General features: G+C 56.1%; 10 protein-coding genes. 7 read left to right on the top strand and 3 right to left on the bottom strand.

From position 1 onward, the window contains the following. The first annotated feature begins 5 nt into the window (after nucleotides 1-5). The 6 genes from tdcB to tdcG all read left to right on the top strand — a co-directional run bounded on the left by tdcB (nucleotide 6) and on the right by tdcG (nucleotide 7,773). Nucleotides 6-995, top strand: a complete 990-nt coding sequence (gene tdcB / locus BV390_RS00155; RefSeq protein ID WP_032687049.1) for a bifunctional threonine ammonia-lyase/L-serine ammonia-lyase TdcB — start codon at nucleotides 6-8, stop codon at nucleotides 993-995. 20 nt (nucleotides 996-1,015) lie between these two features. Beyond that, entirely contained in the window at nucleotides 1,016-2,347 is a 1,332-nt protein-coding gene (gene tdcC, locus BV390_RS00150) for a threonine/serine transporter TdcC (RefSeq protein WP_032687050.1), read from the top strand. A 28-nt stretch (nucleotides 2,348-2,375) separates the two neighbouring features. Beyond that, entirely contained in the window at nucleotides 2,376-3,584 is a 1,209-nt protein-coding gene (tdcD, locus tag BV390_RS00145) for a propionate kinase (protein WP_032687051.1), read from the top strand. 35 nt (nucleotides 3,585-3,619) lie between these two features. Next, a complete protein-coding gene (gene pflB, locus BV390_RS00140) occupies nucleotides 3,620-5,914 on the top strand; it encodes a formate C-acetyltransferase (protein WP_032687052.1) in 2,295 nt (764 codons plus the stop codon). A gap of 13 nt (nucleotides 5,915-5,927) precedes the next feature. Next, nucleotides 5,928-6,317, top strand: coding sequence for an enamine/imine deaminase (locus tag BV390_RS00135; RefSeq protein ID WP_032687053.1), 390 nt, complete (start codon nucleotides 5,928-5,930; stop codon nucleotides 6,315-6,317). Between the two features lie 91 nt (nucleotides 6,318-6,408). Further along, on the top strand, nucleotides 6,409-7,773 hold the full coding sequence (gene tdcG / locus BV390_RS00130) for an L-serine ammonia-lyase (RefSeq protein ID WP_032695241.1): 1,365 nt from the start codon (nucleotides 6,409-6,411) through the stop codon (nucleotides 7,771-7,773). Between the two features lie 107 nt (nucleotides 7,774-7,880). Here tdcG and hpaX read toward each other — a convergent pair whose 3' ends face one another. From hpaX to BV390_RS00115, 3 genes are all read right to left on the bottom strand, one after another. Further along, nucleotides 7,881-9,251, bottom strand: a complete 1,371-nt coding sequence (hpaX, locus tag BV390_RS00125) for a 4-hydroxyphenylacetate permease (RefSeq protein WP_046852232.1) — start codon at nucleotides 9,249-9,251, stop codon at nucleotides 7,881-7,883. A gap of 505 nt (nucleotides 9,252-9,756) precedes the next feature. Next, complete coding sequence (locus BV390_RS00120) at nucleotides 9,757-10,455, bottom strand: RluA family pseudouridine synthase (RefSeq protein ID WP_032695239.1); 699 nt, start codon at nucleotides 10,453-10,455, stop codon at nucleotides 9,757-9,759. A 187-nt stretch (nucleotides 10,456-10,642) separates the two neighbouring features. After that, a complete protein-coding gene (locus BV390_RS00115) occupies nucleotides 10,643-11,677 on the bottom strand; it encodes a malate/lactate/ureidoglycolate dehydrogenase (RefSeq protein WP_085396341.1) in 1,035 nt (344 codons plus the stop codon). A gap of 338 nt (nucleotides 11,678-12,015) precedes the next feature. Here BV390_RS00115 and BV390_RS00110 point away from each other — a divergent pair, with 338 nt between their 5' ends. Continuing rightward, nucleotides 12,016-13,023 (top strand): ABC transporter substrate-binding protein, encoded by a 1,008-nt coding sequence (locus tag BV390_RS00110; protein WP_032687347.1) that lies wholly within the window; start codon nucleotides 12,016-12,018, stop codon nucleotides 13,021-13,023. The last annotated feature ends 1 nt before the right edge of the window (nucleotide 13,024 follow it).

Genomic DNA, 13,024 nt, shown 5'->3' with positions numbered 1-13,024 from the left:
CTATAATGCACATTACATACGATCTCCCGGTTGCCATTGACGATATCCTCGAAGCAAAGAAAAGACTGGCAGGAAAGATTTATAAAACAGGCATGCCGCGCTCTAATTATTTTAGCGAGCGCTGTAAAGGTGAAATATTCCTCAAGTTTGAGAATATGCAACGCACCGGGTCGTTTAAAATCCGCGGCGCCTTTAACAAACTCAGTTCACTCAGCGAAGCTGAAAAGCGTAAGGGCGTGGTGGCATGTTCCGCCGGCAACCATGCGCAAGGGGTTTCGCTCTCCTGCGCCATGCTGGGAATCGACGGCAAAGTGGTGATGCCAAAAGGAGCGCCGAAATCCAAGGTCGCCGCCACCTGTGATTATTCGGCGGAGGTGATCCTCCACGGTGACAACTTCAATGACACCATCGCTAAAGTCAGCGAAATTGTCGAAATGGAAGGTCGCATATTTATTCCTCCGTATGACGATGCCAAAGTTATTGCCGGGCAGGGGACCATTGGTCTGGAAATCATGGAAGATCTTTATGATGTCGATAATGTGATTGTGCCCATCGGCGGCGGTGGTCTGATTGCCGGGATCGCGGTAGCGATTAAATCGATTAACCCGACAATTCGAATTATTGGCGTGCAATCAGAAAATGTCCACGGTATGGCCGCATCTTATTACGCCGGCGCGATTACCAGTCACCGAACGACCGGCACCCTGGCCGATGGCTGCGATGTTTCACGTCCGGGAAATCTCACTTACGAAATCGTTCGCGAACTCGTCGATGATATTGTTCTGGTTAGTGAAGATGAAATCCGTAATAGCATGATCGCATTAATTCAGCGCAATAAAGTTATTACTGAAGGCGCCGGGGCGTTAGCCTGCGCCGCATTATTAAGCGGGAAGTTAGATAGCTATATTCAGAACCGGAAAACCGTCAGCATTATTTCTGGTGGCAATATCGATCTTTCTCGCGTTTCGCAAATTACTGGTTTAGTTGACGCTTAATCTTATGTTGAGGACAGGATATGAGTACTACTGATAGCATTGTATCCAGCGAGACAAGACAGTCATCCTGGCGTAAATCGGACACCACGTGGACCCTGGGATTATTTGGTACGGCCATCGGCGCCGGGGTGCTCTTTTTCCCCATTCGCGCCGGATTTGGCGGTTTAATCCCGATTCTTTTAATGCTGGTTTTAGCCTATCCGATCGCCTTTTATTGCCACCGGGCGCTGGCCCGGCTCTGTCTGTCCGGTTCGAATGCCTCCGGTAACATCACCGAGACGGTGGAAGAGCATTTCGGGAAAACGGGTGGCGTGGTCATCACGCTCCTCTACTTCTTCGCCATTTGCCCGCTGCTGTGGATTTACGGCGTCACCATTACCAACACCTTTATGACCTTCTGGGAAAACCAGCTGCAGATGCCGGCGCTGAACCGCGGCTTTGTGGCGCTGTTCCTGCTGCTGCTGATGGCGTTTGTCATCTGGTTCGGTAAGGATCTGATGGTTAAAGTGATGAGCTTCCTGGTCTTTCCGTTCATCGCCAGCCTGGTGCTGATTTCCCTGTCGCTGATTCCCTACTGGAACTCTGCGGTTATCGATCAGGTGAACCTCAGTGATATCGCCTTAACCGGGCACGATGGCATCCTCGTGACCGTGTGGCTGGGGATTTCTATCATGGTTTTCTCCTTTAACTTTTCGCCGATTGTCTCCTCGTTTGTGGTCTCTAAGCGGGAAGAGTATGAAAAGGATTACGGCCGCGATTTTACCGAGCGCAAATGTTCGCAGATTATCTCCCGCGCCAGTATGTTGATGGTAGCGGTGGTGATGTTCTTCGCCTTCAGCTGCCTGTTCACGCTATCGCCGGAAAACATGGCGGATGCGAAAGCGCAGAACATTCCGGTGCTCTCTTACCTGGCGAACCACTTTGCCTCCATGTCCGGCAGCAAATCGACCTTTGCAACGGTACTGGAGTACGGCGCATCGATTATCGCCCTGGTGGCTATTTTCAAATCGTTCTTCGGCCACTATCTCGGTACCCTCGAAGGGCTGAACGGACTGGTTCTCAAGTTCGGCTATAAAGGTGATAAAACCAAAGTTTCTACCCGCAAGCTCAACACCATCAGCATGGTCTTTATTATGGGTTCCACCTGGGTGGTGGCGTATGCCAACCCAAATATCCTCGACCTGATTGAAGCGATGGGCGCGCCAATTATTGCCTCACTATTGTGTCTGTTACCGATGTATGCCATCCGTAAAGCGCCGTCGCTGGCGAAATATCGCGGCCGGCTGGATAACGTGTTCGTCACCGCGGTGGGTTTACTGACCATTCTGAATATCGTCTACAAACTGTTTTAATTCAGCTCAGGATCAACGGAGTGATGAAATGAATGAATTCCCGGTAGTACTGGTCATTAACTGTGGATCGTCTTCTATTAAATTTTCAGTCCTTGATGCAAGCAGCTGTGATGTTTTAATGGCGGGAATTGCCGACGGGATTAATTCTGAAAACGCTTTTTTATCTATCAACGACGGAGAGCCAGTTAAGCTGGCTCAGCGTAACTACGAGGGCGCCTTAAAGGCCATTGCCTTTGAACTGGAAAAACGGTCGTTAATCGACAGCGTGGCCTTAATTGGCCACCGTATTGCCCACGGCGGAAATATATTTACGCAGTCCGTGGTGATTACCGAGGAGGTGATTGACAATATCCGTCGGGTGTCGCCATTAGCGCCGTTGCATAATTACGCCAATCTTAGCGGCATTGCCTCAGCGCAACAGCTCTTTCCGGGGGTCAGGCAGGTGGCGGTGTTTGATACCAGCTTCCACCAGACGCTGGCGCCAGAGGCCTATCTCTATGGGCTGCCGTGGAAGTATTTTGAGGAGCTCGGCGTGCGCCGCTACGGTTTTCACGGCACCTCGCATCGCTATGTCGCTCAGCGGGCGCAGACCTTGCTGGCGCTGCCGGAAGCGGATTCCGGGTTGGTTATCGCCCACTTGGGCAACGGTGCCTCTATCTGCGCCGTGCGCAACGGGCAGAGCGTGGATACCTCAATGGGGATGACGCCGCTGGAAGGTCTCATGATGGGCACCCGCTGTGGCGATGTCGACTTCGGCGCCATGGCATGGATCGCCTGCGAAACCAACCAGACCCTCAGCGACCTTGAGCGGGTGGTGAACAAGGAGTCCGGGCTGCTTGGCATTTCCGGCCTCTCGTCCGATCTGCGGGTGCTGGAGAAGGCCTGGCACGCCGGTCATGAGCGCGCCCGGCTGGCGATTAAAACCTTTGTCCATCGGATTGCCCGCCATATTGCCGGTCATGCCGCATCGCTACATCGTCTCGACGGAATTATTTTTACCGGCGGTATCGGTGAGAACTCGTTATTAATTCGTCGCCTGGTGATTGAACATCTGGCGGTACTGGGGGTCACCCTCGATCCTGACATGAATAGCCTGCCCAATTCCCACGGCGAAAGAATTATTTCCACCGACTCCGCCCGGGTTATTTGCGCGGTTATCCCGACCAATGAAGAGAAAATGATTGCCCTCGATGCGATTCACTTAGGGAAAATTAACGCACAAGTGGAATTTGCATAATTTATTTTTTTTGTCCTGCAGAGAGACTATTTTTCATGAAGGTAGATATCGATACCAGCGATATGCTGTATGCCGAAGCGTGGCAAGGTTTTAAAGGGACGGACTGGCAAGCAGAAATTAATGTCCGTGATTTTATTCAGCACAACTATACGCCATATGAAGGGGACGAATCCTTTCTTGCCGAGGCCACGCCGGCAACCACCGCACTGTGGGAAAAAGTGATGGCGGGAATACATATTGAAAATGCGACCCACGCCCCGGTCGATTTCGATACCAATATAGCCACCTCGATTACCGCGCATGCTGCCGGTTATATTGAACAGGAACTGGAAAAGATCGTTGGGCTGCAAACGGAGCAACCGCTGAAGCGCGCGCTGCATCCGTTCGGCGGCATCAACATGATCAAAAGTTCTTTCGATGCCTACGGTCGTGAAATGGATCCGCACTTTGAATATCTGTTTACCGACGTGCGCAAAACGCACAATCAGGGGGTGTTCGATGCCTATTCGCCGGATATGCTGCGCTGTCGCAAATCCGGCGTGCTGACCGGGCTGCCGGACGGCTACGGCCGCGGGCGCATTATCGGCGACTATCGCCGCGTGGCGCTGTACGGTATTCGTTACCTGGTGCGCGAACGCGAGCTGCAGTTTGCCGATCTGCAGTCCAGCCTGGAGTACGGGCAGAATCTGGAAGCGACGATTCGCCTGCGCGAAGAGCTGGCAGAACACCGCCGCGCGCTGCTGCAAATGCAGGAGATGGCGGCGAAGTACGGCTGCGATATCTCTCGCCCGGCGTGCAATGCCCAGGAAGCGGTACAGTGGGTCTATTTTGCCTATCTGGCGGCGGTCAAATCGCAAAACGGCGGCGCCATGTCGCTGGGCCGCACCGCCACTTTCCTCGATATCTACATTGAGCGCGACTTCAACAGCGGGCGCTTAACCGAGCAGCAGGCTCAGGAGCTGATCGACCACTTCATCATGAAGATCCGCATGGTGCGTTTCCTGCGCACGCCGGAATTCGACACGCTCTTCTCCGGCGACCCTATCTGGGCGACCGAAGTGATCGGTGGCATGGGGCTGGACGGGCGGACGCTGGTGACCAAAAACGCCTATCGCTATCTGCATACGCTGCATACCATGGGACCAGCCCCGGAACCAAACCTCACCGTACTCTGGTCAGAAGCGTTGCCGATCGCCTTCAAAAAATATGCGGCTCAGGTTTCCATCGTCACCTCCTCATTACAGTATGAAAACGATGACTTAATGCGGGTCGATTTTAACAGCGACGACTACGCCATTGCCTGCTGCGTCAGTCCGATGATTATCGGCAAGCAGATGCAGTTCTTCGGCGCGCGCGCCAATCTGGCGAAAACCCTGCTGTACGCGATTAACGGCGGCGTGGATGAGAAGCTGAAAATTCAGGTCGGGCCGAAAACGGCGCCGCTGATGGATGAGGTGCTCGACTATGACACGGTGATGAACAGCCTCGATCACTTTATGGACTGGCTGGCGGTGCAGTACATCAGCGCGCTCAACATCATCCACTATATGCACGACAAGTACAGCTATGAAGCTTCGCTGATGGCGCTGCATGACCGCGACGTGTATCGCACCATGGCCTGCGGCATCGCCGGGCTGTCGGTGGCGACCGATTCGTTGTCGGCTATCAAGTACGCGAAGGTAAAACCGGTCCGCGACCATACCGGGCTGGCGGTTGATTTTGTCATCGAAGGCGACTATCCGCAGTATGGCAACAACGATCAGCGGGTTGACAGTATCGCCTGCGATCTGGTCGAACGCTTTATGAAGAAGATTAAAGTGCTGCCGACCTACCGCAACGCTGTCCCAACCCAGTCGATTCTGACCATCACCTCCAACGTGGTCTATGGGCAGAAAACGGGCAATACCCCGGACGGTCGCCGGGCCGGTACGCCGTTCGCGCCGGGGGCGAACCCGATGCACGGTCGCGATCGCAAAGGGGCGGTGGCGTCATTAACCTCCGTCGCTAAGCTGCCGTTCACCTACGCCAAAGACGGTATCTCCTACACCTTCTCTATTGTCCCCGCCGCGCTGGGCAAAGAGGAAACCACGCGCAAAACCAACCTGGTGGGGCTGCTGGACGGCTACTTCCACCACGAAGCGCACGTTGAGGGCGGACAGCACCTGAACGTCAACGTCATGAACCGGGATATGCTGCTCGATGCCATCGAACACCCGGAAAACTACCCGAACCTGACGATTCGCGTCTCCGGTTACGCCGTGCGCTTCAATGCGCTGACCCGCGAACAGCAGCAGGACGTCATTTCACGCACCTTTACCCAGGCGCTGTAGCGCCGGAGGAACGATGAGAAAGATAATTGCAACCCCACACGCGCCGGGGGCCATTGGCCCCTATGTTCAGGGCGTCGACCTCGGCTATCAGGTCATGACATCGGGACAGATTCCGGTCTGCCCGCAGACGGGAAAGATTGCCGACAGCGTGGCCGATCAGGCGCGTCAAAGTCTGGAAAACGTTAAGGCGATCGTGACGGCGGCGGGGCTGGAGGTGGGCAGCATCGTGAAGACCACCGTATTTATTACCGATCTCAATGACTTTGCCACCATCAATCAGGTCTATCAGCACTTCTTTGATGAGCATCAGGCGACCTACCCGACGCGCAGCTGCGTGCAGGTTGCCCGCCTGCCAAAGGATGTGAAGCTGGAAATTGAAGCCATCGCGGTACGCGACCTCTGAGGCAACGGCGGCGGGGCGAACCTGTTTTTGCCCTGCCGTCCAATTCCTGTGACTTCTGTTCTCCACGCAACGGCAACCCGAGGATGGGGATATGATTAGCGCATTCGATATTTTTAAACCCGGCATTGGTCCTTCCAGTTCGCACACCGTAGGGCCGATGAATGCCGGAAAACGTTTTATCGACCAGCTGGTGAGCATGGGCGACATCGCCCCTATCACGCGCATCGTGGTCGACCTGTATGGTTCTCTGTCGCTGACCGGTAAAGGTCATGCCACCGATGTCGCGATTGTTATGGGACTGGCGGGAAACAGCCCGCAAAATGTCGATATTGACGGCATGCCGGCATTTATTCAGCAGGTGATGCACAGCGGGCGCCTGCCGATCGCCAACGGCGTGCGGAGCGTAGACTTTCAGATGGCGGACGACATCGTGTTTCACCCGCAAACCCTCCCGTATCACGAAAACGGGATGCGTATAACCGCCTGGAGTGGCGCACAGGCGTGGGCGAGTCAGACCTACTATTCGATCGGCGGCGGTTTTATCGTCGAAGAGGGAGCCTACGGGGGGACGCCGGATGCCGAGGTTGCGGTGCCCTATGATTTTCGTTCCGCCAGCGAACTGCTGCGGCTTTGCGAACGCAACGGCCTGTCGGTCTCCGGACTGATGAGGCAAAACGAGCTGGCGCTGCGCAGTCAGGCGGAGATTGACGCTGGTTTTATGCGCATCTACGCGGTGATGCGCGACGGTATCGAGCGCGGAATGAACACCGAAGGGGTGTTGCCCGGCCCGCTGAATGTTCCGCGTCGCGCGGCGGCGTTAAGGCGGCGGCTGGTTTCCAGCGATAGCCTCTCCAGCGACCCGATGAACGTCATTGACTGGATCAATATGTTCGCCCTGGCGGTCAGTGAAGAGAATGCCGCCGGCGGGCGAGTGGTGACGGCGCCGACCAATGGTGCCTGCGGAATAATTCCCGCCGTGCTGGCCTATTACGATAAATTCCGCCGTCCGGTCAACGCCGGTTCGCTGGCGCGCTATCTGCTGGCGGCGGGCGCGATTGGCGCGCTGTATAAAATGAATGCGTCGATTTCCGGGGCTGAAGTCGGTTGTCAGGGAGAGATTGGCGTCGCTTGCTCGATGGCGGCGGCAGGGTTGACCGAACTGCTTGGCGGCAGCCCGGCACAGGTCTGCATTGCGGCGGAAATCGCCATGGAGCATAACCTCGGCCTCACCTGCGACCCGGTTGCCGGGCAGGTGCAAATTCCCTGTATTGAGCGCAATGCGATTAACGCGGTTAAGGCCGTCAATGCGGCGCGTATGGCGCTGCGTCGCACCTCAGAGCCACATGTTTCGCTGGATAAGGTTATCGAAACGATGTACGAAACCGGCAAGGATATGAATGATAAATACCGCGAAACCTCCCGCGGCGGGCTGGCGATAAAAGTGCTCTGCGTGTAGGTCGCGTGGCAATAGCGGGGGAGCGCAAGGCCCGGCGGGCACAATATCAGGGGCGGCAGATTGCCGCCCCTGATGCCTTATCGGCAGGAAAATCAGACGGTCAGCGCTTACAGAGTGCTTTGTTTCACCGCCGTTTTCATCGGAATCACGGCAATCACCACCGCGCCCAGCACCAGGAACCCGGCGACCATAAAGATACCGGCGTTGAAATTCCCCGTGACGTCTTTCAGCCAGCCCATCAACAGCGGCCCAAGCGCCGCGCCGGTCATGCCGGTCGCGTTGATCACCGCAATCCCCAGCGCCCGCGCGCGCAGAGAAATTGACTGGTCAGGAGTCGTCCAGAAAATGACCATCGCGGCAAAGGCGCCGGCGGAAGCCATCACGATCCCGGTGAACTGCAGCAGCGGGTTGCTGCTGGACGCGGTGAGCATCCAGCCCGCCGCCGCGAACAGATAGGGCAGCAGCGTATGCAGCTTGCGCTCCTTCAGGCGGTCGGAGCGTTTGCTCCACCAGATCATCCCGACGATGGTACAGATTTGCGGAATCGCGCTCAGGATCCCGATAGTGATATTACTGCTCTGCTCGTTGAAGCTGCGCAGAATCAGCGGCGTCCAGACGCTGAGGGCGCTCAGGGTATTGGTCAGGCAGAAATAGGCCAGCGTGTAGAGCATGATAACCGGGGTAAACAGCTCCCGCAGCATGCTGCGCTGAGACAGCGGCAGGCTGGCTTCGCTGAGCCGCGATTGCTGTAGCGCCGCGCGGTCGGCATCCAGCATCTCTTTTAAACAGGCTTTATCATCGGCAGTCAGCCATTTGGCTTTATCCGGGCTGTCATCAAGCCAGAACCACACCACCAGTCCGAGCAGCACCGACGGAAACCCTTCCAGCAAAAAGAGCCACTGCCAGCCTTTCAGATTCAGCACGCCGTCGAGATTAAGAATATACCCGGAAGCCAGCGAGCCAAGCGCCATGGTGACGGGCATCGCAATCATAAACAGGGCGTTGGCGCGGGCGCGGTATTGCGCCGGGAACCAGAAAGTTAAGTACAGCAACAGTCCCGGGAGGAAGCCGGCTTCGGCAATTCCCACCAGCATTCTCAGCACGTAAAGACTGTTCGGGCCGGTGGCGAACATGGTGGCGGTGGAGGCTATCCCCCAGACCACCATCAAAATGGCGATCCAGCGGCGGGCGCCGACGATACTGAGCATGATGTTGCTGGGAATGCCGCAGATCACGTACATCACGTAAAACAGGGTGGTGGCCAGGCCGAACATGGTGCTGGTGAGCCCCAGATCTTTGCCCATGGTCAGGCCGGCAAAGCCAATGTTGATACGGTCGAGGTAGGAGAATACGAACAGAATAAAGAGAAAAACAATTAAGCGACGAAATAGTTTATTGATGACGGATTGCTGACGTGCATCCAGAGGTCTCGCCGCAGAGGAGGGCGGGACCAGTACCTCGGAGCGGGTCTGTTCCATTGAAGGACTATTGTTCATCAAAAGCTCCACATTGTGATTATTAGTATTGGTCAACAGGTCGGCTAAACGTATAGAAAACAGACAGGGAGAACGTCAATTTAATGTTCAATAAATGATACGGAATTGTTACTTAACCGACATATTGGAATCATAATGAGAGCCAGATCGCCTGGGGATAATGCGTCAGGGCTGGCGTGTTCAGTCGGTGGATATCCGGAGATTCGCGTTCACGATGAGGCAAAAAAAACAGCGGTTGGAGGGCGGGGGTAGGGAAGTCAGGGTGTGACAAAAACGAACAAACAAAGAGCTTATGTGCCGTTGTGGAGAGAGCGAATATAACTATTTACTTGAATATTCATGTAATTAGCCCATGGCTCCACGCCCGTATCGGAGGGGGGAACCGGTTAATGCCTGTCGCCATCAATATGATTCATTTTTATTAGCTTGCTACATAATAATGAAGCCAGTTTTAAAGCGCTGCGGCGACCATCCGCCGTCGGGAGATTCAGAACGGACTGGCATTGCGCGCGCTGACGGGCTCGCCGCTGACAGGGTGAACAAAATGCAGTTCGCTGGCATGCAACATGAGCCGCGGCGCGCGTGCGCTGCCCGGCCACGTCAGGCCACCGTAGAGATCGCAGCCCAGAATCGGGTGCCCCAGCAGTTGACAATGGATCCGCAGCTGGTGGGTGCGCCCGGTTTCCGGGAACAGCTGCACCCGGCTCAGCGGCAGCAGGCTACCCTCTGCGCCTTCACGGGTGAGGCGTTCTGTCACCCGGTAGCGGGAACGGGCTGGCTTGCCGTTAATGGCGCAAATGGCCATGCGCGGAAAGCGCGCCGGATCTTTGGCAATGGGGGCATCGATGGCGCCTTCATCCTCATGGAGATGCCCGCACAGCAGGGCGCTGTATACCTTAGTCACCGAACGTTGGCTGAACTGATGGCTCAGCGCCGCATTGATCGTTTTATTTTTGGCTACCACCATCAGCCCGGAGGTACCAAAATCCAGACGGTGAACGAGGGTACAGCCGGGAAATTGTTGCACCAGCCGATGGTGAACCGAGTCGAGATTCTGCGGATTCTTCCCCGACAGACTGAGCAGCCCGGCGGGCTTATTGATCAGCAGCAGATGCTCGTCCTGATAAAGGATCGCGATGGATTCGTAGCAGGGAGGGGCAATAAAAGTATCGACGATGGTGGACATGAACAGGAGCCTGAAAAGGGTGGGGGCGGATAATAGCGAATTTTCCGCCCGCTGGCGATTGCGGTGAGGAGCCGCGGGAGGAATATCGCCAGGCCGCTCCTGCGGTATCACCTCATGAACGCCGCCGTCACTGGCGTTCGCTACGGCGCCTGACTACCGGGCCCGACGGATTACCGATGTGGTTATCTCAAGGATGCGGCGTAGACAGGGCGCCTTCCAGCGCTTTGAACTGCTGCCAGCTGACCTCATCGATTTCGATACCGTGCTGCAGGCGAAATTGCCGCTGCCGCTGCTCTGCCTCACCGGGCAGCAGCAGCCCGTCGTCGTCTCGCGATGTGCGGGTCCATGCCAGCATGTCGGCCACCGCCGCGGTGTAGTGCTCCCCCGCGCCGAGCAGGGACGGGTCGAAGACGATCGACAGCATATTGTTGATGATGCCGGGCCCGGCGGGGGGCGGGGCGCTCTCGGTTTCGCCGCCGGTCAACGCCGCGCCGAGCAGGCTGCAGATCAGCGCCAGACCGGAACCTTTGTGGGCGCCGAACGCCAGCAGCGCGCCGAGCGGCTCCTGCATCAGCCAGCGCGGATCGAGGGTCGGGTTGCCCACGTTATCCACGGCGCAGCCGGGCGGTAGCTCCCGGCCCGCATTCCAGGCGATCCGCGCTTTATTGCCGGCAATGGTACTGGTCGCGAAATCAAGCACTACCGGCGGCTTGCCGGCGACAGGAATACCGACGCAGAAAGGGTTGGTGCCGAAGCGCGGGCGCTGGCCGTTGAACGGCAGCACCACCGAGCGGGCGCCGACGTTAGCGAAGTGCAGGGATACCAGCCCCTCCGCCGCCGCCTGTTCCGCCCAGGCGCCGATGCGCCCAAGATGATGGGTCTGCGCCAGTCCCATAATGCAAACGCCAAACTGCCGCACCCGCAAAATAGCCTGTTCCATCGCCAGCCGACCGGTCAGCTGGCCAAAACCGTTGCCGCCGTGAAACGAGATCACGGGCCCGGCATCGCGAAGCAGTTGCGGGGTTGCCTGCGGATCGAGTTCTCCGGCGCGAATGGCCTCGATATAGCGGGGAATAAGCGTGACCCCATGTGAGTCATGGCCTTGCAGCGACGACTCGACAAGATTATCCGCTACTTCCCCGGCAACCGCCTTTGCGACTCCGGCCTCCTGCAGGTGCTGGCGTAAATAGCGACGCAGCTCATCATGATTAAAAACCGGCATAATCGCTCCCTGGTTTTCCACTCAATAATATGAGCGGCAAACTATAGCGCCGTTTATTTCTTAACATAACGACAGAAACTGACTTTATATATCTGGAAAACGCATAGTGATAACCGGGTGTTAATTCTTGCCGGCAAAATAGACCATGATGTCATTTAACTGTTATCACCTGCGGACGTCCGGACTAACGGGAATAATATATAGCAATAAATCATTTATTATTCCCGGGGAATGGCTTCAGGATAAATCGACTTTTTTAAATACGCCTCAGGATATGACGGCGATCGGTGGGTTGATGATTGACGGGAGCGGCAATGAATTTACGGCACGGCAACGGCATGTCTTATATAGGGAAACGGTCGGCAACGGCTTTATTCTTGCTCAGTACTCTGCTGGCGGCGACCGCTGCCAGGGCAGAGGGCACCATCGGTATTGCCCAGCAATATGGCATTGGCTATCTGATCCTCGACGTGGTGCGAGATCATCAGCTAATCGAAAAGCATGGCAAAGACGAAGGGCTGGATATTAAAGTCGAGTGGCGCACGCTTTCCGGGGCCACCGGACTTAATGAAGGGCTGCTTTCCGGCGCGCTGGACGTGGTGGCCGCCGGCGTTCCGCCGGCGCTGACGCTGTGGGACCGCACCCGGGGCAAGCAGAATGTGAAAGCGATCGCGGCTCTGGGATCGATGCCGAACTACCTGCTGAGTAACAACCCGGCGGTGCAGAGCGTCAAGGATCTGAGCAGTAAAGACCGTATCGCGGTCCCTGCCGCCGGCGTAGGTTTTCAGTCGCGGACTCTGCAGATAGAGACCGCGCGGCTGTTTGGCAACGCGGACTATAAGCGCTTCGATAATATTACGGTCAGTCTCCCGCACCCGGACGCCAGCGCGGCGCTGATTGGCGGAAAATCGGAAATTAGCGCCCATTTTTCCAGCCCGCCTTTTCAGTATCAGGCGCTGGAACATGCCGGTATTCATAAAATATTAAGTTCCTATGAGGTATTAGGCGGACCGGGAACCTTTAATCTGCTCTATACCACGGAGAAATTTCATGATGACAATCCAAAAACCTATCGCGCCTTTTTCGCGGCCCTGGCGGAAGCGGAGGAGATCATTAAAGCCGATACGGCCGGAGCCGCGCAATCCTATATTCGGGTGGAGCAGTCGAAGCTCCCGGCGGCGTTTATCGAGAAAATGATCGCGGATCCGGAAAATAATTTCACCATTACCCCGCAGCGGACGTTTGTTTATGCCGATAAGCTGTATCAGCTGGGAATATTGAAACACAAAGCCGAATCCTGGAAAGATTATTTCTTCAGCGAAGCACATACCCTGCCGGGGAGTTGAT

Source organism: Klebsiella sp. YJ (genome assembly GCF_002108615.1).
In the GTDB taxonomy this organism is placed as follows: domain Bacteria; phylum Pseudomonadota; class Gammaproteobacteria; order Enterobacterales; family Enterobacteriaceae; genus Klebsiella; species Klebsiella planticola.
The sequence above is the reverse complement of the archived record's forward strand: the minus strand, read 5'-3'. Positions and strand labels throughout refer to the sequence as shown.